The sequence below is a fragment of the Fulvivirga lutea genome, assembly GCF_017068455.1.
GTDB classification, from domain to species: domain Bacteria; phylum Bacteroidota; class Bacteroidia; order Cytophagales; family Cyclobacteriaceae; genus Fulvivirga; species Fulvivirga lutea.
Genome location: NZ_CP070608.1, coordinates 2,473,013 through 2,496,381 on the forward strand (window position 1 = coordinate 2,473,013; position 23,369 = coordinate 2,496,381).

General features: G+C 36.8%; 24 protein-coding genes. 5 read left to right on the plus strand and 19 right to left on the minus strand.

The genetic code is table 11. From position 1 onward, the window contains the following. Nucleotides 1-55 precede the first annotated feature (55 nt). Nucleotides 56-538 carry a YkgJ family cysteine cluster protein gene (locus tag JR347_RS11170; protein ID WP_205720687.1) on the plus strand — a complete coding sequence of 161 codons (483 nt, stop codon included), beginning with the start codon at nucleotides 56-58 and terminating at the stop codon, nucleotides 536-538. Between the two features lie 124 nt (nucleotides 539-662). After that, a complete protein-coding gene (locus JR347_RS11175) occupies nucleotides 663-3,899 on the plus strand; it encodes a sensor histidine kinase (RefSeq protein WP_205720688.1) in 3,237 nt (1,078 codons plus the stop codon). On the opposite strand, the gene JR347_RS11180 is transcribed toward JR347_RS11175, so the two are convergent. Then, nucleotides 3,896-4,843, minus strand: coding sequence for a bifunctional helix-turn-helix transcriptional regulator/GNAT family N-acetyltransferase (locus JR347_RS11180; protein ID WP_235689640.1), 948 nt, complete (start codon nucleotides 4,841-4,843; stop codon nucleotides 3,896-3,898). The genes JR347_RS11175 and JR347_RS11180 overlap by 4 nt on opposite strands. Nucleotides 4,844-5,093: 250 nt before the next feature. Here JR347_RS11180 and JR347_RS11185 point away from each other — a divergent pair, with 250 nt between their 5' ends. After that, complete coding sequence (locus JR347_RS11185) at nucleotides 5,094-5,870, plus strand: phenylalanine 4-monooxygenase (RefSeq protein WP_205720689.1); 777 nt, start codon at nucleotides 5,094-5,096, stop codon at nucleotides 5,868-5,870. On the opposite strand, the gene JR347_RS11190 is transcribed toward JR347_RS11185, so the two are convergent. Continuing rightward, nucleotides 5,867-6,808 carry a sensor histidine kinase gene (locus tag JR347_RS11190; protein WP_205720690.1) on the minus strand — a complete coding sequence of 314 codons (942 nt, stop codon included), beginning with the start codon at nucleotides 6,806-6,808 and terminating at the stop codon, nucleotides 5,867-5,869. The two genes, JR347_RS11185 and JR347_RS11190, sit on opposite strands and share 4 nt — an antisense overlap. Nucleotides 6,809-6,904: 96 nt before the next feature. On the opposite strand from JR347_RS11190, the gene JR347_RS11195 reads away from it, so the two are divergent. Beyond that, the gene (locus JR347_RS11195) at nucleotides 6,905-8,386 is read left to right on the plus strand and encodes a dihydrolipoyl dehydrogenase family protein (protein WP_205720691.1); all 1,482 of its coding nucleotides are present in this window, start codon (nucleotides 6,905-6,907) and stop codon (nucleotides 8,384-8,386) included. Here the strand turns inward: JR347_RS11195 and JR347_RS11200 are convergent. Together JR347_RS11200 and JR347_RS11205 are read right to left on the minus strand one after the other, a co-directional pair. Beyond that, entirely contained in the window at nucleotides 8,383-8,844 is a 462-nt protein-coding gene (locus JR347_RS11200) for a hypothetical protein (RefSeq protein ID WP_205720692.1), read from the minus strand. The genes JR347_RS11195 and JR347_RS11200 overlap by 4 nt on opposite strands. Then, entirely contained in the window at nucleotides 8,845-9,555 is a 711-nt protein-coding gene (locus JR347_RS11205; RefSeq protein ID WP_205720693.1) for a YebC/PmpR family DNA-binding transcriptional regulator, read from the minus strand. It abuts the gene before it with no gap. 141 nt (nucleotides 9,556-9,696) lie between these two features. Between JR347_RS11205 and JR347_RS11210 the strand changes: the two genes are divergently transcribed. Further along, complete coding sequence (locus tag JR347_RS11210) at nucleotides 9,697-10,467, plus strand: bestrophin family ion channel (RefSeq protein WP_205720694.1); 771 nt, start codon at nucleotides 9,697-9,699, stop codon at nucleotides 10,465-10,467. Here the strand turns inward: JR347_RS11210 and JR347_RS11215 are convergent, their stop codons facing one another. From JR347_RS11215 to JR347_RS11285, 15 genes are all read right to left on the minus strand, one after another. Beyond that, nucleotides 10,468-11,154 carry a nitroreductase family protein gene (locus tag JR347_RS11215; protein WP_205720695.1) on the minus strand — a complete coding sequence of 229 codons (687 nt, stop codon included), beginning with the start codon at nucleotides 11,152-11,154 and terminating at the stop codon, nucleotides 10,468-10,470. A gap of 56 nt (nucleotides 11,155-11,210) precedes the next feature. After that, nucleotides 11,211-11,795 carry a bifunctional phosphoribosyl-AMP cyclohydrolase/phosphoribosyl-ATP diphosphatase HisIE gene (gene hisIE, locus JR347_RS11220; RefSeq protein ID WP_205720696.1) on the minus strand — a complete coding sequence of 195 codons (585 nt, stop codon included), beginning with the start codon at nucleotides 11,793-11,795 and terminating at the stop codon, nucleotides 11,211-11,213. After that, a complete protein-coding gene (gene hisF / locus JR347_RS11225; RefSeq protein WP_205720697.1) occupies nucleotides 11,792-12,544 on the minus strand; it encodes an imidazole glycerol phosphate synthase subunit HisF in 753 nt (250 codons plus the stop codon). The genes hisIE and hisF overlap by 4 nt, the downstream gene beginning before the upstream one ends. Further along, on the minus strand, nucleotides 12,537-13,253 hold the full coding sequence (gene hisA / locus JR347_RS11230; protein WP_205720698.1) for a 1-(5-phosphoribosyl)-5-[(5-phosphoribosylamino)methylideneamino]imidazole-4-carboxamide isomerase: 717 nt from the start codon (nucleotides 13,251-13,253) through the stop codon (nucleotides 12,537-12,539). Before hisA ends, hisF begins: the two co-directional genes overlap by 8 nt. Beyond that, a complete protein-coding gene (gene hisH / locus JR347_RS11235; protein ID WP_205720699.1) occupies nucleotides 13,250-13,831 on the minus strand; it encodes an imidazole glycerol phosphate synthase subunit HisH in 582 nt (193 codons plus the stop codon). Before hisH ends, hisA begins: the two co-directional genes overlap by 4 nt. Then, nucleotides 13,832-14,935 carry a bifunctional histidinol-phosphatase/imidazoleglycerol-phosphate dehydratase HisB gene (gene hisB / locus JR347_RS11240; protein WP_205720700.1) on the minus strand — a complete coding sequence of 368 codons (1,104 nt, stop codon included), beginning with the start codon at nucleotides 14,933-14,935 and terminating at the stop codon, nucleotides 13,832-13,834. It lies immediately after the preceding gene. Next, nucleotides 14,932-15,927: a histidinol-phosphate transaminase gene (gene hisC, locus JR347_RS11245; protein WP_235689641.1), complete on the minus strand. Its 996-nt coding sequence runs from the start codon at nucleotides 15,925-15,927 to the stop codon at nucleotides 14,932-14,934. Before hisC ends, hisB begins: the two co-directional genes overlap by 4 nt. 35 nt (nucleotides 15,928-15,962) lie before the next feature. Then, nucleotides 15,963-17,249, minus strand: coding sequence for a histidinol dehydrogenase (hisD, locus tag JR347_RS11250; protein ID WP_205720702.1), 1,287 nt, complete (start codon nucleotides 17,247-17,249; stop codon nucleotides 15,963-15,965). 1 nt (nucleotide 17,250) lies between these two features. Next, complete coding sequence (gene hisG / locus JR347_RS11255; protein WP_205720704.1) at nucleotides 17,251-18,111, minus strand: ATP phosphoribosyltransferase; 861 nt, start codon at nucleotides 18,109-18,111, stop codon at nucleotides 17,251-17,253. A gap of 179 nt (nucleotides 18,112-18,290) precedes the next feature. Beyond that, a complete protein-coding gene (locus JR347_RS11260; protein WP_205720705.1) occupies nucleotides 18,291-18,974 on the minus strand; it encodes a hypothetical protein in 684 nt (227 codons plus the stop codon). Nucleotides 18,975-19,106: 132 nt separating this feature from the next. Further along, the gene (locus JR347_RS11265) at nucleotides 19,107-20,087 is read right to left on the minus strand and encodes a M23 family metallopeptidase (protein ID WP_205720707.1); all 981 of its coding nucleotides are present in this window, start codon (nucleotides 20,085-20,087) and stop codon (nucleotides 19,107-19,109) included. A gap of 6 nt (nucleotides 20,088-20,093) precedes the next feature. Then, nucleotides 20,094-20,624, minus strand: a complete 531-nt coding sequence (gene mog, locus JR347_RS11270; RefSeq protein WP_205720708.1) for a molybdopterin adenylyltransferase — start codon at nucleotides 20,622-20,624, stop codon at nucleotides 20,094-20,096. Continuing rightward, nucleotides 20,624-21,652: an oxygen-dependent tRNA uridine(34) hydroxylase TrhO gene (trhO, locus tag JR347_RS11275; protein WP_205720710.1), complete on the minus strand. Its 1,029-nt coding sequence runs from the start codon at nucleotides 21,650-21,652 to the stop codon at nucleotides 20,624-20,626. The genes mog and trhO overlap by 1 nt, the downstream gene beginning before the upstream one ends. A 35-nt stretch (nucleotides 21,653-21,687) precedes the next feature. Further along, on the minus strand, nucleotides 21,688-22,338 hold the full coding sequence (locus tag JR347_RS11280) for a tetratricopeptide repeat protein (RefSeq protein WP_205720711.1): 651 nt from the start codon (nucleotides 22,336-22,338) through the stop codon (nucleotides 21,688-21,690). Continuing rightward, the gene (locus JR347_RS11285) at nucleotides 22,305-23,312 is read right to left on the minus strand and encodes an amidohydrolase family protein (protein ID WP_235689642.1); all 1,008 of its coding nucleotides are present in this window, start codon (nucleotides 23,310-23,312) and stop codon (nucleotides 22,305-22,307) included. The genes JR347_RS11280 and JR347_RS11285 overlap by 34 nt, the downstream gene beginning before the upstream one ends. Between the last annotated feature and the right edge of the window lie 57 nt (nucleotides 23,313-23,369).

A 23,369-nucleotide genomic window follows, 5' to 3' on the forward strand; every position in this document is an offset into this window, starting at 1 on the left:
AGAAATCAACATGTGTTAAGTCAAGAGATTATCCGTGTCTTCTTACCTTTGGTTTATGGATTTGAATAAATTCAGAGAAGAAAGTAAGAATCGGTCAAAGCAGAATAAAAAGTTTCTCAGTTCGCTTAAGAATAAAAACCCACGACTTTTGGATGATGGATTTCATCAATTGCATGATGAGGTATTTGAGGAAATAGATTGTTTGGAATGTGCTAATTGCTGTAAAACGACCAGTCCAATTTTCAGGGATAAGGATATTGAGCGTTTAGCTTCGCACTTTCGAATAAAGCCGGGGGAGTTTATAGAAAAGTATCTTCACCTTGACAGTGATAATGATTATGTACTTAATAGCGCCCCTTGTCCTTTCTTAGGAGTTGATAATTATTGTACTGTTTACGAAGCCAGACCAAAGGCTTGCAGAGAATACCCACATACTGACAGAAAGAAAATGACAGGTATTTTAAGTCTCACCTATAAAAACACGCTGGTTTGTCCGGCAGTGCTGGAAATTGTAGAGCGTATAAAAAAAATACTTTAAGGCTATATAATTATAATTTTTAGCAAAATTGATTTGCTAATAGCTATCGTATATTCCTATTAGCCCAGATGTTTGAACGATACGTTTAAATTCACGATATTCATAGGCTAGACCTTATCTATAGATGCATAAGACCAACTACATCAAACTAATCATCTGTCTTTGCTGTGCGTTTTTAGTTCAGCAATCAAGTTTCGGTCAAGCCCCAAAAATCAATAAAAGTCTTAACCAGTATAATTTAGAACATTGGACAACCGAAGATGGTCTTCCTGATAATGCCATCATTCATACTCTCTTTTCTGAGACAGGCTATTTGTGGCTCGTTTCTTATGGAGGTATTAGCAGGTTTAACGGACGGGATTTTAAGAATTTCAATTCTTATAATACACCCAAGATTACTAACAACTCATTTACCCACATCTATGAAGATAATGAAGGAGTAATATGGGCTTCGTCAAGTGGTGGTGGTTTGGCTACTGTAAAAGATGATGTTGTTCACATATATACCACCAATGATGGCTTGCCAAGTAATTTTATTGAGGAGGTAGTGCAGGATCATTCGGGCAGGTTATGGGTAGCCACTAGTGATGGCCTTTGTTATTTTAAGAACGGAAGGTTTGAGAATACAGATACACCTGAAAAGTTGAAGACAGAACGGTTAAAAAGTATTGATGTTGATGATGAGGGAACAATATGGATAGCCACCACTAGTGAAGGTTTATACACGTATGACAAGTCAAAGAATTTGAATGAAGTCAACGTGTCCCACGGCCTTGTGAGTAATACCATTAACTATATAAAATATGATCATGGAAAAATTTGGGTTGGAACTGAAGATGGTATGTCAATCATCAGTCCTGATTTAAGCATTGAAAACCTTACTATTAATGATGGTTTGCCTCATAAAGTAGTCTCATCCTCATTGGTCGATCAAACCACAGGTGCCGTGTTTATCGGAACATTTAAAGGCTTTGTAAGATATCACAATGGCAAGGTAGATTATCCATCATTAGGAAGCCAATTACATAATAATGACTTCACTAATATAATTAATGACTATGAAGGTAATATTTGGATTTCTACCTATAGAAAAGGGTTGTTTAAGTTATGGAATGGGAAATTCACTAATTATTCGTTCGATCGGTCGCAAATAGCTTACCCTTATATCGCCCATGCTGTGTTTCAAAATAATCAGGATGAGATATTCGTAATTCATGAGCTAGGAGTCAGTAAGCTGGATTTGGAAGCGAATAAGATATATCCTTTCAATATTGGGTACCAATTCACGGAAACAAAACTAAAATACGGGCTTTGGGATTCTAAAGGCAAATTATGGATAGCTGCTGGAGATTTTCTGATGAAATACAAATCAGGTAAGGTTCAGAAGCTTGATGTAACTAATGGGTTGGTACATGATAATGTAAGAACCATTTTCGAAGATAAAGTAGGTAATATTTGGGTTGGAACGAATAACGGCATAAGTGTAATTGATGCAACTGGTTCAATAAAAAACTACACTCCAGAAAACGGTCTCAGCCACGAGTACATTATGCATTTCAATGAAATTTCTGACGGTAGAATGGTCATCTCCACCAGAAATGGTCTAAACTTCTTCGATGGTAAGAACTTTGAAGCATATCATACCAATGATGGTATGGCAGGAGATTTTGTCTTTAAAACTTATGAAGATAAGGATGGCATATTATGGCTGTGTGGAAATGCCGGATTAACTCGCTACAAGGATGGTGAGTTTAAGTATATCACAACCCAAAATGGATTGGGAAGCAATACTATTTTTCAAATGCTTGAAGATGACCTGGGAAACTTCTGGATGACTACCAATCAGAAAAGCATCACAGTTTTTAGAGTTTCTAAAAAAGAATTAAATGACTATTTAGATGGTAAAATAAATGAAATTAATTCCACTGTATTTACAGAAGTAGATGGATTGAAATCCAGCTCAGCAACCTCTTCAGGTACTAGTTTAAAAACTAAAGATGGCTTGTTATTATTCGCTACTAATGAAGGCGTGGAACTTATAGATCCAGATAATATCAATAAAAATCAACTTGAACCACCAGTTGTCATAGAAGAGTTTAAAGTGGAAAATGAAGTTATGTCACTTGATTCAACGTTGGTAGTTCCACCAGGCAAGCAGCGTATAACAATTAAATATGCAGCCCTAAGCTATATTGCATCTGATAAACTGCAATACAAATACAAATTAGAAGGCTTTGATGAAACCTGGCAAGATGCCGAAGGAATACCTGAAACTAGTTATACCAATCTGCCTCCCGGGGATTATGTGTTTAAAGTGAAGGGAGCCAATAGCGATGGTGTTTGGAATGATGAAGGCGCTTCCTTAGCATTCACAAAAGCCCCTTATTTTTCTCAGACTAAAAATTTCATATTTCTGATTTCAGCAATAGTTATCGCCTTTGCACTGATTGTTTATAACCTACGTGTTAGGTCATTGAAAAAATCGAAACAACTTTTAGAACAATTAATTGATGAGCGTACGTCAGAAATTTTATTGAGAAAGGAGGAAATCGAGACACAAAAAGAAGAGATAGAGGCTCAACAGAAAGAAATAGAGTCAAAGAATGATGAATTGCAACGGATTAATACAAGGTTAGAAGATATAGTTGAGGATCGTACAAATCAATTGAAGACTACCTATCAGGATTTGCTTGAGGTAAATAAAGAGTTAGATACCTTTATATACAGATCTGTACATGATGTACGAGGGCCTATCGCCAGACTTCAGGGCCTGAGTTATTTAATATCATTGGAGACTAAAGATGATAAAATACTTGAGTTAGTTCAACGACTCAATCTAACAGCCTATGAAATGAATGAGCTTTTCTATAGGCTTATTAATATTATCCGGCTTAAGTCTTCTGAATTAAATGTTACGAAGATTGATTTGGAGACAATCGCTCAGGAACTAATCGATAAAGTTTGTGAAGAGCGAAACTGTAAAGTAAAATCCAAGATAGAGATATCTGATGATTTTGAGCTGTTAACAGATCAGAACAATGTGAAATTAATATTGAGTCAGTTGATTGATAATGCTGTTAAGTTTAGAAATTCCAAAAATCCTAAATTAACCATAGAAGCGACCATGGCTGCGGATGGAATGGCCAGTATTAAAGTAAGTGATAACGGGCTGGGAATTGATGATGATATAGCTGATAATATCTTTGATATGTTCTTCGTTGGGCAGGATTATATACAAGGAGCAGGTCTTGGGCTCTACGCAGTTAAAACCGCGGTAAAAGTGCTAAAAGGTGACATTAAGCTGATAAATAACAAACCTGGACAAACCACATTTGAAGTTACGTTACCGAGCAACGTCTAAAGCTTTAACTCCATATAAATATTAGAACGTTGGTAGTCCGACTCCCATGGAGTAATTCCTTCAATAAAACCTAAATTCCTGTAAAGGGCAATGGCAGGGGTTAAAATTCTATTAGATTCCAGGAATACTAATTTGGCCTTTTTTGTTTTGGCAATTGATATAATTTCCAAACCTAATTTCTTACCAATTTGTAGTCCTTGAGCAGATTCAGTAACAGCCATTTTTGTTAACTCATAGCCATAACCCTCCTTTTTCTTTAATGCACAAGTACCAACAATTTTACCTTCAACCCTGGCAAATACAATCGCACCTCCCGGCTTAATGATATTTTCTTCTGGTTCACTTAATACCTTAACATCTATTGGCTCAACAGTAAAGTATTTTTCAAGCCACTCAATATTTAATGTTTTAAAATGCTCTTTGAGTGAAGGGTTGTAAGGCAATATTTCCACTTCTTCTAATAAACGCTGCTTTCTGGTAGTGAAAACCCTATTAAGAAAACTTTCTTCTGTAAATGAATTTTCAAGCGCTATCAGGTTTGAATAAAGTGAGTTGTTGGAATCTCTTAGCAAATCTTCTATGGTGCTGTGTATATCATTCCATATAGGGGTTATTGAATTAAGAAGCTTCCTGCCGTCTGTGGAAAGTTCTATAGATCTTTTTCTGGCGTCATTCGAGTTAGTGGTATTAGTAACCAACCCTGCTCTCTGAAGCTCTTTTACTAATTTTATCACATATGGGTGTGAGATACCTATTTTTTCAGAAATCTCCATAACACCGAGAGGAGAGTGGGTGGAAAGCAAATGAAATACAGGAAACCATTTAGGATCGAATTTTATTCCAGCGGCTTTGTACATTTCAATGCCGTCATTCATTATCATATCAGATACTTTTTTAAGCCGAGTTCCTAAGGCCAGCACACCAAGTTGATCGAGGTAATTCATAATATGTAATAAGTTACGTAATAATAAACTTAAAAATAATTTTTGAATTTTATATGAATTACTCCAAAATCCTTCTATCATTGAACTAATGAAAAGATCATTTAACACTTATTATTACTATTACTACCGAGAAATAATCTCTTGGAGTAAGTGTTATATGTTCTAACAACAAAGAAAAAATAAAACGAATATATAAGCCCCGCTCCAAGAGCGGGGCTTTTTTTATACCAAATTTTAACTGTTAACAACTATGAAAGCAACTGAAAAAAGAAGTATTCCAACACTGAAAAACATGCAGCAGGTTTATGATAACTACACGGTAGAAGATCATAAGGTATGGAAGATACTTTTTGACAGACAGATTAAAAACCTTCCAACCGCAGCAACGGCAGAATATCTGGCAGGTCTCGATAGGATTAATTTTACAAATGATGAAATTCCAAACTTTGAGAAGACCAATAAAATACTGCGTGAAGCCACTGGTTGGGAGTTGGTGGCTGTAGAGGGTATTGTAGATGATCAGCTGTTTTTTGAATTAATGGCCAATAAGAAGTTTCCTGCAACAACATGGCTAAGAAAAATGAGTGAGTTGGATTACTTGGAAGAGCCAGATATGTTTCATGATGTTTTTGCCCACGTGCCTCTACTTGTCAATCAGCCTTTTGTAGACTTTCTTCAAGCACTAAGTCAAATAGCTGTTGAACATGCCGGTGATGTAAAAGCTATTGATCTGCTTTCTCGTGTATATTGGTTTACTGTTGAATTTGGTTTGATACGTGAGTCTTCTGGTTTGAGAATTTACGGAGCCGGAATTCTATCTTCAGCTGGTGAGACTAAATTCAGTTTAAGCAATGAACCGAAGCATTTTGAATATAATGTAGATCAAATTCTTAATACGCCTTACCGCAAAGATATTTTTCAGGATAGGTATTTCATCATTGATTCATTTGAAGAGTTATTCGAATCAATACATGAAGTGCGTATGCTTTTAAATGATCGAATAACTAAAAAGCTGATGTTTGCTTAGTCGACTGCCTGATGTTGTGGAAGTTTAATATAGAAAGCAGTTCCATTGGAGTTGCTTTCTAACCATATTTCACCACCCAACTGATCTATAATTTTTTTGGACAAATGAAGACCAATTCCTGTTCCCTTTTCTTTATTTGTGCCTAACTCGCTCGATACAACTTCATCTTTTAGGAGTTTTTCGGCTTGCTCATTGTCAATACCTATACCTGTGTCTTTTATTTCAAAAATAATATCATTTGAATCTTGAGAAACAGTGATCTCAACTTTACCTCCCTCATGTGAGTATTTTATAGAATTAGAAACCAGGTTACGCAGGACTATCTTACACATTTCAGCATCGCATTGCATTTCTTCCTCTTCAGGCAACTGAGCTACTAGTTGTATTGATTTATTCTTCGCGATTGGTCTGTATAAGTCAATAGTTTCGTTTATTATGTCTTTAATTTTAAAATATTTATGCTGAGGTTTAAAATCTATTTTTTGAATTTTAATCCAGTTAATTAGGTTGTTCGTGAGTACAAGCGTGCTATCTACATCGCTGTGTAATTGTGATGTTACTTTTTGCAGCTCTTCTTTGGTTATATGATCTGAATTAGCCAATTCCAGCAACTTCTTCACATTGTTCAATGGCCCCTTTATGTCGTGACCGAGTATACTTATTAGCTGATTTTTGATTTCGTTATTCTTTCTAATTTCTTTATTCTGAAACCTGATTTCATTACCATAAATAGTTACCAATCTTCCCATGGGGTACCCAACAATGAGAGCAATTATAATAGCTATCACAAAGCCTGATTCATAGTTTGCGTAGGGGTAGAGTTGATAAATTAGCGTGTAAAGTAAAACAGCACTTACAATCGCAGATATCGCAATGGCTCTGGCACTTTGCAACATCTTAGAGATTTTAAACAACCAGTTTGGTTTGGGAGAGATCATTGTTGCAACAATGTAACGAAAAAATGGATATTTTTAATCATTAATGATTTGATAGATAATTGGTTATATTTAGAAAATAATCTGTCTGTAGTTATTATGACTAAATACGATCTAGTAGTAATAGGTGCCGGCCCCTCAGGCTATGCTGCTGCAATGCGGGCACTGGACTTCAAAAAAAAGGTATTATTAATTGAGAAAAATAATGTGGGAGGTGCCGGAGTAACGAATGGTGCGCTCTCATCCAAAACATGGTGGGAGATTTCTCGAGAAACGCACCTTATTAATAAAAATTTAAAGCGGTTCAACCTCAAAGCACCAGACGTAAGTTTTAAAGAAGTACAACAAGAGGTGAGAGGTGCAGTTGCTGAAAGAAAGCAGCTACTCACTGATCATATGGATTTGTTAAAAAACTCTCAATTCTCTGATTTATTAGACTTTAAAAAAGGTTCTGCAAAGCTTCTTAATGAGCACGAAATAGAAATAACATCAGACGGTGGTAAAGAGGTGATTTATGCGGAATATGTGGTATTAGCGACAGGCAGCAGGCCAAGAAAGTTACCGGAAATTCCTATTGATGAAAAGGTAATACTCACCAGCGATGGTATTGAGCAGATGGACGATTTTCCGGAAAGTATGGTGATTTTAGGTGCGGGTGTTATTGGTTGTGAATTCGCCACCATTTTCTCTGGTTTTGGTAAAACCAAAGTTCATTTAATTGACAAAGGTGACCGTATTCTTCCATTTGAAGATGAGGATATTGTAAAAGTGATTGAGCGTAACATGGAGAATAATGGCGTACTTATTCACCGTAATTCTCAGCTCATCAGAATGGATATTGTGAATGGGCGAGTGGAGTATGAGCTAGAGTATGACGATGGCTCCAAAGAGGTTTTTAATGTTGAGAGGGCTTTAGTTTCTGTAGGTAGAATACCTAATTATGAAAACCTATGGGCTGATGCAGTGCCTATTACATTAAATAAGCGGGGTATTGAAGATAATGAGACACAAACCAGCGTTTCCAACATTTATGCAGTTGGAGATATTACAGCTGATATAGCATTAGTTAATGTGGGTGAATTGGAAGGACGACATGCGGTAGAAAAGATTTTCGGGAAGCCTCAGAGAAAATTGGTGTATGAAAATATTTCCACCATAATGTTCCTAAACCCTGAAGTGGCGGGCGTAGGTCTCAATGAAACTCAGGCAAAAGCAAAAGGCATTGCCTATAAAGTAGTAACACTTGATTACGCCTGCATACCTCGGGCAATAGCCAAACGTAACACACAAGGATTCATAAAAATGCTTGTTACCAATGATGATGCTATGAAAATACTCGGTATGCGTGTGGTAGGCAACCACGCATCAAGTGCTATACAAGCGGTAGCGTTGCTTATTAGTATGGATAAGGGTATTGAAGAACTTGCTGAATGCGTACATCCACACCCTTCAATAACAGAAGGTATTCAGGAATGTGTGCGTATGGTGATGGGTAAATCACTGTTTAAGCCAAGTGCCTTAACAGGTAAGCTGTCTTGCAGAACGTGTAATGAAGGTGTTTACGAAAATATTATCTTCTAAGCTTTTAGTATTTCCATTTCATTTCTAGTCGCTTTCAGATCATTTTCTATTGTTAGATAGGTAGGTCTGTTCAGGTAGAATTGAATTACAATTAGTATGATCAGCAGGAGAATAAGGTTATTTCCGGTGAGAAATCCAACAACAGCAGCCGCTATTCCTGCTACTTCAAAAAAGGCATCTCTTATGATCATGGCACTCATAAACGCTTGCATTCGTTCATAGAAGGATTTTCCTTTTGCCTTAGATAGTGTATTAGCATAAAGAAATCGACCTAGCGTCAAAGCAACTACAATCAATAGCATAGGTATGTAGATCAACTGGTCTAATCCGGAATTTTTCATTTGGCTACCGGATACATTATTGATAAATGTAAAAATCGAAAAGAACAGCATGGGTATGAGTAATGCCCAGTGTATAAGACCTGCTGTTTTATATAAGACTTTAGGGTTTCGATTCACTTAGGCAATATTTGTAAAAACTGCCTGTACATCATCATCGTCCTCAATCTTATCCAGCATTTTTTCTATTTCCTCCATCTGTTCTTCAGTAAACTCTACAGGAGTTGTAGGATATCTTTTTAGAGATGATTTTTCCACTTCAATGTTAAGGTTCTCAAGAGCTGTAGAAATATTGCCAAAGTTGGTATAATCTCCATACACAAACACTTTGTCATCCTTTTCTTCAATTTCTTCCATTCCTGCATCAATCAATTCTAATTGAAGCTCTTCCAGATCCATACCTTCAGTTTTAACAAATTCGAAAACAGCCGTTCTGTCAAACATAAACTCCAACGAGCCGGTAGGAACTAAACTGCCACCTGCCTTACTGAAATAGCTTTTCACATTGGCTACAGTTCTATTTGCATTATCAGTAGCACATTCCACAAAAACTAAAACGCCATGAGGTCCTTTTCCTTCATAATTAATTTCAGTGTATTCTGCAGCATCCTTGCCCTCAGCACGCTTAATGGCATTTTCAATATTATCTTTAGGCATATTTTCAGCCTTAGCATTCTGAATAGCCGTACGTAGCTTTGCGTTCATTTCGGGGTCTGCTCCACCTTCTTTAACAGCTACCGTAATGGCTTTAGCTAGTTTTGGAAATACCTTGGACATTTTGTCCCAACGTTTCTCTTTCGCTGCTCTTCTATATTCAAATGCTCTTCCCATTTCTAAAATTTTAAATTCAGCGGCAAAAATATAGAAAAGTTAGATTTTAAGAAGCGATATCTACATACGTAAAGTAGTTTACTTAACAATTTCTTAACATGGTCTGGTTTATCTATATTCGCTTCATAATTTACAATACTGATGAAAGTAATTAAGAGCCTTTATTTAATAATAAATTATAAAACTTTTATTGTAACGGCACTAGCTGTGGTGAGCACCTGGCTTTGTGAAAAGTATCAGGTGGTAGCAGATTTCCCGCTCACTTTGGTAGCTATTGCTATCGTATTTCCGGTGGTATTTTCAATTGACAGTGCCTATAAGCGCAGAGAAAGAGCACTTGGTCTACTAGGTGATTTTAAAGCACATATAATAGCCCTTTATCATGCTTCAAGAGATTGGGTTGATGATGATAAGGATTTTCAAAAGGAGATTAAATCTGAGCTTTTGCAGATATATTCTCGTATCAGAGACTTTTTCGTGAGCGACCCTAAAACAGAACATGAATCAGAAAGGCTTATTTATGAACAGATTTCGAAATTCTCTGCCATTGCTAAGAAATTCCGAGACCATGGTTTGCAGGTGGGAGAGATGTCAAGAGTAAGCCAGTACATTAGCAAAATTATGGTGGCCATGGAAAATCTAAAAGTCATATTGCACTATAGAACTCCTGTTACCTTAAGAGCATATAGCAAGGTATTTATTTATTCTTTTCCAGTGCTATACGGCCCGTACTTCGTGTCAGTTTCTGAACATTATTCAGAGGGTTTAATGTATGCAATGCCTATTGTATTCAGTTTTATTCTTGTAAGCTTAGATAACATCCAAGGCCACCTTGAAAATCCATTTGATCAGATAGGTGAAGACGATATCAAGTTTGATGTGGAGGATTTCTCTGAGATGATGGATCAGTAATTATTCGTAGAAAGTAGCTATTTCTTCTATAGGCTTCCTTCCGAGATTAGGCACCCAGGTTTCCGCTACAGGATAACCTACAGGTATTAACAGCATTGGCCGTTCATTTTCAGGTCGTTCCAACAATTTTGTAAGAAAATTCATTGGACTTGGAGTATGTGTTAGTGCTACCAATCCGGCATTATGAATGGCTGTGAGTAAAAATCCAGCCGCTAAACCAACGGATTCATTCACATAATAATTATTCTTTTTCTTGCCTTCAGGGCAAAGGTCGTAGGCCTTTTTAAAGACTATAATTAGATATGGAGCTATCTCAAGAAATGGCTTATGCCAGTCAGTGCCTAGTGGCTCTAAATCTTTCAACCAATCCTCAGTCATTCTACCATTGTAGCTTTCATATTCCTCCTTTTCAGCGGCTTCTCTTATTTGTTTCTTTAAATCAGGGTTGCTCACCACACAGAATGACCAAGGTTGTTTATGAGCACCTGAAGGGGCTGTGGAGGCTGACAGTATGATATTTTCGATAACTTCTTTGGGTATGGGCTTATCTGAAAACTCCCTTACCGTTCTTCGTTTATCCAGCCATTGATAGTATTCTAAGCTTCTTTTTACAACTTCTTCTTCGGAGTATGTTTCTTTAGAATATGCCTCGTAAGGATGCCCCTTTATCAATTTGGTCTTGCTCATAATGCAAGTATAATCATTGTAATTGATTACCAGATGTAAGGCAGTTGACAACAAGGTTAGCTATGACGTTTTTTTAGTACCTGAATAACGTCATCTAGTTTGTAATCTTTAGCGGTTAATAAAACGAGATAGTGATACATCAAATCAGCTGCTTCGTTCAGAAAAAGTTCTTCGTTATTGTCTTTGGCTTCAATCACAAGTTCAACGGCCTCTTCACCTACTTTTTGAGCGGCTTTATTTAAATTATTTAATAACTCATTCGTGTAAGAACCTTCCTTTGGGTTTTCTTTGCGATTACTGATCGTATTTTGCAGAAAGCTAAGATCATTCGATTCGTTTTTCTGCTCACCAAAACATGTATCGTTACCCTTGTGGCAGGTTGGTCCTTGTGGGGCTGCTTTAATCAATAGTGTGTCTTTGTCGCAGTCTACTTCAATAGACTTTACCAGTAGGTAGTTGCCAGAGGTTTCTCCCTTTGTCCATAATCTATTTTTTGAACGACTGAAGAAGGTGACTTTTTTCTCATCTGCTGTTTTACTCAGCGCCTCCTCGTTCATGTAACCCAGCATTAAGACATTATTAGTGAAATAGTCTTGAATAATTGCTGGCACTAACCCTTTCGAAAAATCTGGTTGTATCATCTTACGTCTATGTTTTCTGTTTTTAAGTAATTTTTTAAATCTGGAATTGATATTTCGCCAAAGTGAAAAATGCTCGCAGCTAATGCAGCACCCACATTCGTTTTTTGAAATACATCTAAAAAATGAATTTTAGTACCGGCACCTCCCGAGGCGATTATTGGAATGTTCACTACTTTGCTTAATTCATTTAATGCATTGATAGAGAATCCGTTTTTTGTCCCATCGTTATCCATACTTGTAAAAAGTATTTCACCGGCACCTCTTTGCTCTACTTCTTTTGACCAATCAAATAGAAGTTTTGTTGTTGGCTTGCTACCACCGTGGGTATGCACCAACCATTTGCCATCTACGTTTTTAGCATCTATTGCTACGGTAATGCATTGGGTGCCATAAGCTGCTACTAATTCATTGATCAATTCCGGTCTTTTAACAGCCGAAGAGTTAACTGAAACTTTATCAGCACCATTTTGAAGTAATGGTTCAACATCCTCAACAGAAGAAATACCGCCTCCTACAGTAAATGGGATGTCTATATTTTGTGCAATACGTTTTACGAGTTGAACGAAAGTTTTACGACCTTCATTCGTAGCTGTGATGTCTAGAAAAACCAATTCATCGGCACCTGTTTCAGCGTATCTTTTAGCGAGTTCTACAGGGTCACCTGCATCTCTAATATTTACGAAATTTACACCTTTAACCGTTCTGCCATCCTTAATGTCCAGACATGGAATTATTCTCTTCTTAAGCATAATCACTCAAATCTTTTAATGAGATTTTATTTTCATAAATGGCCTTGCCAATAATTACTCCATACAAGCCTTTCTTTTTAAGCTGCTGTACATCTTCAATACAACTCACACCGCCACTGGCGATTAACCGTATTGATGGGTGGTTATGTAATAATTCATTGTATAAATCAATATTTGGCCCTTGTAGCATACCATCCGTACTGATATCAGTGCAGATTACCGTTCTAAGGTTTTTAGGTAAGAAATTGAGCAGAAGATTGTCAATAGTAACTGAGCTTGTTTCTGTCCATCCACTAGTGGCTACCATTTTGTTTTTCACATCTGCACCCAGAATGAGTTTTTCACTTCCATAGTTTTCAATCCATTCAAAAACCTTCTCTGGCTGTTTAACGGCAATACTTCCGCAAGTAACCTGGCTAGCTCCTGAGTTAAATGCTAGTTCAATATCATTGTCAGACTTAACGCCACCACCAAAGTCTATGGTTAGGGAAGTGGCCTGCGCTATAGATTCTAAGACTTTGTAATTAACAATTTTGCCCGATTTTGCGCCATCTAAATCAACCAGATGCAAGAATTTGATACCATTGTCTTCAAATATTTTCGCTACTTCTACCGGGTTTGAATTATAAATGGTTTTAGCATTATAATCTCCTTGTTTCAGGCGTACGCATTTGCCGTCTATAATATCGATAGCAGGTATAATTCTCATAATTCAATAAAGTTTTTAATCATTTGTAGCCCTTGTTTGCTCGATTTCTCAGGGTGAAATTGTACAGCATAGTAATTATCCTTCTGTAAAGAGGCTGAGAACTCTTGTCCATAAGTTGTTGAAGCAATTGTCTCATTGGTTATGGGCACATAATAGCTGTGGACAAAATACATATGCTTATCAATGAGCTGTTTATTTAGTGCATGATCCTTCGCTTTCAACTCATTCCAACCCATATGTGGCACATTTAAGGTTTCGGACTGAAGCTTTTTTACCTCCGTATTGAATACTCCAATACATTTTGTGTTACCCTCTTCTGAGTATTTGCATAACAGTTGCATGCCCAGGCAAATACCTAACACAGGCTGCTTGAGGTTGTAGATTATGGTATCAAGACCTTTGGCTCTTAAGTGCTGCATAGTACTGCCTGCTTCACCAACTCCCGGAAATATAACCTTGTCGGCAGATTGCAATTCTTCGGCATTGTCTGTTAAGGTAGGGTTGATGCCCAGCCTGTTTAATGCGAAAATCACGGATTGCGTATTTCCTGCGTTGTATTTGATTATAGCTATTTTCATTTATAATATTCCTTTTGTTGAAGGAAGTTCATTATTTCCAACTTCACGTTTTACCGCCATTCGAATGGCTCTGGCAAATGCTTTAAAAATAGCTTCAATCTTGTGATGCTCATTAGTGCCCTCTGCTTTAATATTTAGGTTGCACTTGGCAGCATCTGAAAATGATTTAAAGAAATGAAAGAACATTTCTGTGGGCATCTTGCCAATCATTTCACGGTTGAATTCTGCATCCCATTCAATCCAATTTCTTCCGCCAAAGTCAATGGCAACTTGCGCAAGACAATCATCCATTGGTAATAGAAAACCGTATCTGTTAATACCTCTTTTGTCACTTAAAGCCTTTTGAAAAGCTTCACCTAAGGCTATAGCTGTATCTTCGATCGTATGGTGCTCATCCACTTCTAAATCGCCTTTTACTTTTATAACTATATCAAGATTTCCATGTTTAGAAATCTGTTCCAGCATATGATCAAAAAAAGCAAGACCTGTACTAATATTACTCTGCCCTGAGCCGTCTAAGTTTAAAGAAATTTCAATGTCGGTCTCCCTGGTTTTACGACTAATACTGGATCTTCTTTCAGTAAGTAAGTCATAAATATCTTTCCAGTTCTCGGTGCTTAAAACACAGCTTGATTGAAGCTTTCCGAGAGGCTTATTTGAACCTCCGATGAGTATACCTTTTGCACCCAAATTCTTGGCAAGTTCAATGTCAGTTACCCTATCTCCAATAACATAAGAATTAGCTAGGTCGTAGTCACCATTCATGTACTTTTTGAGTAAACCTGTTTTGGGTTTGCGAGTAGGAGAGTTGTCTGAAGGGAATGATTTATCAATAAGAATTTCATCAAACTTGACACCTTCATTTTCAAATGCCTTAATCATTTTATTGTGTGCAGGCCAGAATGTTTCTTCCGGAAATGATGAGGTTCCTAGTCCATCTTGGTTGGTAACTATTACCAGTTCATAGTCCAGATTATTGGCTACCATTCCTAGCCACTTAAATACACCAGGATAAAATTCCAGCTTATCTAAACTATCAATTTGTTCGTCTTCAGGCTCTAAAATAAGCGTTCCGTCACGATCTATGAATAATACTTTTTTCATAATGTTTCTAAGGTTTTGAGTACTTTTTCATTCTCTTCTTGTGTTCCGATAGTAATGCGCAAACAGCCATTACAGTTTAAAGCTGTAGATCGGTCACGAACAATTAAACCATTGATTTTTAATTGGTTATATGCTTCTTGATGATTTTTAAATTTCACCAGTAAAAAATTGGTTTCCGACTGATAGATTTTGTCTATCACTGCCAATTTCTGAAGTTTTTGAATCATTGATTTTCTATTTTCTATGAGTTCTTTTACTTCTTTGTTAAGTATGTCTTTTTTCCTGTCGATGAGTTTACAGGCTTGTTTTTGAGTAGTGGATGAAAGGTTGTATGGCGCCTTAACTTTGTTGAAGAGTTGTATGATTTCTGGGTTTGAGAATGCAACTCCTAAACGTAAACCTGCAAGCCCCCAAGCCTTTGAAAATGTCTGTAGTACAATTAAATTGTTATCATCTTTAATTCGATTTATAAGAGATTTCGATTCAGAAAAATCGATATAGGCTTCATCGATCACTACTACTCCATTAAAGTTTTCAAGAAGTTGAAAGATGTCATATTCATCAAAAGCATTGCCGGTTGGATTGTTAGGATTGCATATAAAAATAACTTTCGTTCTACTGTCTGTTGCTTCTAATATTTCCTTAGTTGAAAGAGTAAAATTTGTACCTAATGGAATTCTTTTGACCTCTATATTTTGTATTGCAGCTGCTACTTCATACATGCCATATGTGGGATCAGGAATTACAACATTATCAATGGTGGGTTCGCAAAATATTCTAAAGATTAAATCAATTGCCTCATCACTTCCATTACCTAAAAAAATGTTCTCTTTGTCTATATTTTTGACCTCACTAATCTTGTACTTTAACAAGTTTTGATACGGATCAGGGTATCTGTTATATTCGGTATTATAGGGGTTTTCATTTGCATCTAATAGTGTTACTTTATCAGTACTTTGATATTCATCACGTGCTGAAGAATATGGCCTCATTGCTCGAATGTTGGGTCGGACCAATTGATTTATATTCATCTTTTTAATTCATTTAGTCTGATTGATACTGCATTCTTGTGAGCCATTAAGCCTTCAGCTTCAGCCATTGTTTCTACTACTGGTCCTAGGTTTTTAATGCCTTCTTTTGTGATTTGTTGGAAAGTAATTTCCTTCATAAACGAATCGAGCGACACTCCACTATAAGCTTCTGCGGCTCCATTGGTGGGTAAGGTGTGATTGGTTCCAGACGCATAATCACCTGCCGATTCAGGAGTATATGCCCCAATAAAAACGGAACCAGCTTGCGTTATTTTTTCTGCAATTTTTTCAGCATCCTCACAATTAATAATTAAATGTTCTGGTGCATAGTTGTTTGATATTTCAATACATTTATCAAGAGACTTAGTACAAATGGCCTTACTTAGTGATAAGCACCTTTTAGCTACTTCTACTCTTGGTAATTCTTTTAATTGCTCTTCTATTTCTTTTAAGACTGAATCAATCAATTGATCAGAATCACTTAGAAGAAGCACCTGGCTGTCTTCACCGTGTTCAGCCTGTGAAAGGAGGTCTGCTGCTACGAAAGCTGGATCGGCATTTTTATCTGCAATTACCGCAACTTCTGAGGGTCCGGCAGGCATATCAATAGAAGTTCCTTCCATATTAACCAGTTGTTTGGCTTTAGTCACATATTGGTTACCCGGCCCGAATATCTTATTTACCTTGAGTATTGATTCAGTTCCATAGGCTAAAGCTGCTATAGCCTGCGAACCTCCAACTTTATATATTTGGCTAATACCCACAATTGAAGCAGAGTACAGAATTGCTGGGTTAATCTTACCATTCTTATCTGGCGGTGTGCATAACACTACTTTCTTGCAACCAGCAAGCTGAGCTGGTATTCCAAGCATTAATACGGTTGAAAAGAGTGGTGCAGTACCTCCTGGAATGTATAATCCAACTTTTTCAATGGGTACTGATTTCCTCATGCATTTAACCCCAGGCATTGTTTCAACGGTTAATGGCTCTCTTTTTTGAGCGGCATGAAATTTTTCTATATTCAACTTAGCCTGAAGAATTGCTGATTTTAATTCTTGTGAAACCTCATTAGCAGCTACTTCAATTTCTTTTGCATCAACTTGTAGTTGATCCAGTTTAGTTTTGTCAAACTGTTCTGTTAGTTCAAATAATGCTGCATCACCAGAGGTTTTCACACGTTGCAAAATATTTTTGACAGTACCAGTCAAATATTCCGTATTCAGTTCCGGTCTTTTTAAAGCAGATTCTAAATCTTCGATTGATGTATATTTAATTACTTCCATTTTAAACAATCATTTTTTCGATAGGTATTACTAATATTCCTTGAGCGCCTAACTCTTTTAACTGACTAATCTGACTCCAAAAATCATTTTCGTTCACCACGCTATGCAATGAGCTCCAGCCTTTTTCTTTCAAAGGCATTACTGTAGGACTTTTCATACCTGGTAGTACCTGTGTTATGGCTTCAATTGAGTCGTTTGGGGCGTTAAGTAGGAGATACTTGTTAGATTTAGCAGCATTTACAGCATTTACTCTAAAAACTAACTCATTGAGTAAAGCGGATTTTTCAGGGTTTAGACTTTTGCTGGCTATTAGTATCGCTTCTGATTTCATTACAGTATCAACTTCTTTTAGGCCATTGGTAAGTAAAGTGCTTCCTGTGCTTACAATGTCACAAACAGCATCTGCTAAGCCTATACCAGGGGCTATTTCCACCGAACCACTGATTTCGTGGATCTCTGCTGCTATATTATTCTTTGAGAGATAATTCTCAACAATAACTGGGTAGGAGGTAGCAATTTTTTTACCATTCAGCCAGTTTGACGATTGATATTCTTCAGACTTTGGAACAGCTATTGAAAGTCTGCATTTGGCGAAACCAAGTCTTAGCACCAACTCACTTTCCTTCTGCTTTTCTAGAAAAACATTCTCGCCAATAATCCCGATATCAGCAACATTATCTTCAATGTATTCTGGGATATCATCGTCTCTTAGAAATAATATTTCAGCTGGAAAATTGTCGGCTTCGGCTTTTAATTTGCTTGAACCATTTCCAAAAGAAATACCGCATTCTTTGAGCAACTTAACGGACTGCTCCTGAAGTCTCCCTGATTTTTGGACTGCAATTCTGATTTTTTGTGACATATTGAATTTGAAATTTTAGAAATAAAAAAAGGCTTGTCGCATGACAAGCCTTTCGTTTATAATTAGGTATTTGATTCTAGTTAAAACATACAACTTCCATGCATCTGATGATGTAACAGATGATGGTGATGATGGTTATATGTTGCGCTGAATAATTGCATTTGAATTACAAATATGAATTAATCTATCTGATAATTAAAGATTAATTCTTTTATTTTTTCAGTATCCTCTAAATTTTTTAGTGATTTTTCAAAATCTCTTGTGTCATCGGCTGCTAAAATAGTTTCCATTTTCACCAACAGATTTTTGTTTTCTGTTAGGTATTCTATTCTTTGAGCATAGTCGCAATGATTAGTGTGTTTTACCTCTTTCAGGTTTTCTTCGTATGCCAACATTCCAGCTTCGTACAACCTTTTCTTTTGAATTACACTGTTAGTATGATTTTCCATACCTCCATAAAATGAGCCTGAACCACGTTCAACTATGAATAAGTTATCAACCCTTCTTTTATATTGAAAAACTTCTGCAGATAAATCGAAATAGCGGTTACTAATTGCCTCATCATGCCATTTTTCTTCTTCCTTCAGTTTATGGAAAAACTTAATCTTATCAGCTAAGTGCTCAACTTCAATAAAATTAGACTCACTACTATCTTCATTATATATTTCGATAGCTTCAACAAAGTCTTTATACGTTTCGTCTAAAGTTGGAAAATGAAAAGATTTGTAATTAGAATAAATATTCTTTATTTCTTTCTTGTAGGAAGTTACCTTCTCATCTTTTTCGCCATGACCGTTGGCCAGGCTTAAACTGAATGTACTTAAAACGAATACTCCGCTGAGTATCAAAGATCTAATTTTCATGATTCTGATTTTAAAAAGCGACAAATAAAATGATTCATTGAGTTTAATGCAATGAAAGAGCAGTAAAGTTCGGTAATGTTATGATGAAAGGCTATCCCTTAATTTGGGGGATATAAAAATCAGTTGAATGGTTTACATACCTAATGATTGGTTCTCTATAGATGCCAATTCAACAATTTTTTCGTACTCGTCAGGATTAAGATCATTAAAGAAATAATGTACAGGATTGATCTTTCGACCCTTCCTTATTACTTCATAGTGCAAATGCGGTGCAGTTGAAGTGCCCGTATTGCCTACATATCCAATGACCTGACCTCGCTTTACTTTATCTCCTGATTTTACAGCAAACTCATGCATGTGTGCGTATCTAGTCTTGTAGCCATATCCATGATCAATTCTGATTGTTTTACCATATCCACTGAATGAGACATTGGTCTTTTCAACTACTCCGTCAGCAGTAGCATAAATGGGAGTACCAATTGGGGCTGAAAAATCAATTCCAGTATGTAATTTTTTAACCTTATACACTGGATGTATTCGATACCCGAAACCAGATGCAAGCCTAATTAATTCTTTGTTTGCCACCGGTTGTATGGCAGGAATGGCCGCATATAATTTCTCCTTATTCTCAGCGAGCTCAACAATCTCATCATGCGATTTACTCTGTATATACATTTTTCGCTTAAGCTTATCTACATTTTCAGAAAGCTTGATGATTTCATCTTTAAATTCTGAAGATGAAGATCTGATATTTTCATAGCGATCTGCACCGCCTATACCTGCATTTCTAATTTCTTCATCAATAGGGTCTGCTCCGAGAACAATCCGGTAAATGTCATCATCTCGTTTTTCTAAAGCTGCAAGAATTTCGTTCATCTTAGAAACATCATTCTCAAGATTATAATAATAATCTTTGAGCTCTTCCAACTCATTTTTGAGACGTAGTTCTTTTGGAGATTCGAAATAGGTGTTGTACAACAAAAGTAGTCCTACAGCACACCCAATAATTAGTGATGCTAAGCCCAAAAAATTAAAAACAACGTCCTGTGTTTTGACTTTAACCCGCTCGTATTTACAGGTTTCTGTATCGTAGTAATACTTAATTCTAGCCATTGCTCACTAATTACTCTTAGGCCTGAACGCTTTTATGATGTCAGGGTTGCACTCCAAATACGGACCGCCTATCAAGTCTATACAATATGGTATAGCGGGGAATACAGCATCTAAACACTCTCTAATTGCTTTTGGTTTGCCTGGTAGATTCAAGATAAGCGTTTTATTCCTGATTCCAGCTGTTTGCCTGGATAATATGGCTGTAGGAACAAACTTTAAGCTTTCTTGCCGCATAAGTTCACCAAAACCAGGCATCATTTTCTGACATACCGCTTCGGTGGCTTCAGGAGTCACATCTCTTGGTGCTGGTCCCGTTCCTCCAGAGGTAATAATCAGGCAGCATTCTTGTTCATCTGCCATAAACCTTAGCGCATCTTCCAAAAGGTGCTGCTCATCAGGTAAAACCTGATATTCACTTTCCCATTCGGATATTAGGTATTCTTTGAGGGTTTCTACAATAGCCTTTCCGGGTATATCTTCATATACTCCCTGACTGGCTCTGTCAGAAACATTGATAATCCCAATTTTTGCCTTCATTATTTTTTGAAAGCTAATTTTTCAGAGCGACCTTTTTTGAAAACCTGGCGGCCTTTGTTTATTCCTTTCCTGATTTTTGCCTGCTCTTCTTCTGGAAGATGAATAACGTCCTGGCATTCTTTTGAACAACAGCCTTCAAATTCCTCGGCACACTTTTCACATTGGATAAATAACAGGTGGCAGCCGTCATTTTTGCAGTTAGTGTGTGTGTCATCACTTTGCCCACATTGATGGCAAACAGCTATCACATCTTCAGAAATTCTCTCACCTAGCCGCTCATCGAATACAAAATTTTTGCCTTTGAATTTATTTTCAAGTCCCTGAGATTTTACCTGACGAGCATATTCGATAATTCCACCCTCTAATTGAAATACGTTTTTAAAACCTCTGTGTTTATAATAGGCACTGGCTTTCTCACATCGTATACCACCGGTGCAATACATCAGGAGATTCTTGTCCTTTTTATCCTTCAGCATGTCCTCAATGATAGGTAAGGACTGTTTAAAGGTGTCTACATCTGGAGTAATTGCATTTTCGAAATGACCAACTTCACTTTCGTAGTGGTTTCGCATATCTACAATTACAGTGTTAGGGTCACTTGCTAACTTATTAAATTCTTCTGCTTTTAAATGAACACCTCTATTTGTAACATCAAAGGTCTCGTCATTAAGGCCATCTGCTACTATTTTATGTCTTACTTGAATCTTAAGCTTAAAGAATGACTTTCCATTATCGTCAACAGCAATGTTTAATCTTTCTCCACTTAGCTCAGGGCTATTATCTATATATTTTTCAAAGGCATCGAAGTTGGCATCAGGAACACTTATTTGTGCATTTATACCCTCGTGAGCCACATATATTCTACCATAAACACCTAACTTAAAGAAGTCGGCATATAATTGGTCTCTATATTCTTGCGGGTTTTCTAGTTTTACGTATTTGTAAAACGAAATAGTGATTCTTTTTTCTGTACTATTCTGGAGCTGCTCCTTTAGTACATCTTTGTTTACTCTGTTGTGTAAGATCATTTTGCATGAATGATTTTAATATCATGCAAAGGTAGCTAAAATTTGGGTTTCAGTTCACCTCTCATGAGCAGGTTGTACTCATCGCAAGTCAGGTAACCATGCTCATCGCTATACGGACAGGTCTTATAAATATCGCCAAATGCGCCTCTTTGAATGATTACACCATTTCCGGAACATACAGGGCAAACTACTTTACCACTGGGCCCGCAATCGATTTGATAGTTAGACGCCAGTATTTGTTTGGCTTCCTTTCTTTCTTGTTCCTTCACAATAAGAAAGGCTTTGTTTGATTGGTCTAGGAGGTTAACACATTCCTGATAATATTGCCCGGTAGTTCCTTTAAGTTCAATATACTTATTGAGCCAATCGATACTTTGCTCATATTTTCCCAGATGAAATGAATTCTTTCCAAAGAAAAAGGTTAAATCGGTGGGGATAACTCTTGCAGTAGCCAGCACTTCTTTAAATTTATCATTCGCCTCTTCATACTGCTCATTCTCCATAAAGTCTATCCCTTCATCCATTAATTTGGTGATTTTCACCTTGCGCATTTGCTCTGCCTGAAGTTCAGCATCTCGTATTTTCTCTTCTTGTGTTTGAGAAAAGCATAATGAAGGGAGTAGGATAGAAGCTATAAAAATGTAATGCCTAATTATAGGTAATCTTCTTTGTTCAGCTTGAGCCATTCTAATGTTGAGTTACAAAAAATATCTTCTACAGTTGATTCCGGTAAGTTCATTTCTTCAATAAACTTGCCAATTTCTAAATCTCCTAATGGAAATGGGTAATCTGAGCCTAAAGTCACTCTTTTTGAGCCTTGTAAATCCAATACGTATTGTAACATCTTCGGATCGTGAGTAATACAATCAACCCAAAACTTAGATAAATATTCTCGTGGGTTAACTTGATTGTCTACTGCAACAAGGTCGGGTCTACAGTTGAATCCATGCTCAACGCGACCAATAGTGGGTAAAAAGGCACCACCTGCATGCACAAAATTAACTCTCAAATTGGGCAGGCGTTCAAAGATTCCTGAGAAAATCATGGAGCAAACAGCTCTTGACGTTTCAGCAGGCATACCTACCAACCAAGGCAGCCAATATTTGGTCATATTTTTGAAACCCATCATATTCCATGGATGCACCATAACGGCTAAATCTAGTTCCTGACATGCTTCAAATATTGGGAAGAACCTATCCTCACTAAGGTTTTCATCATTAATATTAGAACCTATCTGAATACCCTTGATGCCGATTTTTTTACAGCGCTCTAATTCCTGAATGGCCAGATCAGTATCTTGCATAGGTATTGTTCCAAGCCCGATGTAATTCTTAGGGTATTTCTCTACTAATTGGGCAATGTCATCATTTAAGAACTCGCTAAGCGCCAAGCAATCATCTGGCTGGGCCCAATAGGAAAACATAACAGGTATAGTACATACTACTTGTACCTGAGTGTTGAACTGAGCATATTCATTAATTCGAAGCTCAGGATCCCAGCAATTGGCTTCTATTTCCCTGAAAAACTGGTTTCCCTTCATCATTTTGGCGAATCCGGGCTTGTGATGTTGTAAATAGATAAAATCTCCATACCCAAACTTATCAGTCCAGTTAGGCATATTCTCTGGAATGATGTGGGTGTGCATGTCTATCTTCAGCATAGGATCGATTTAGAATTAACCATCGACAAAAAAATCAATTGATTTTTTGTCAGGTTA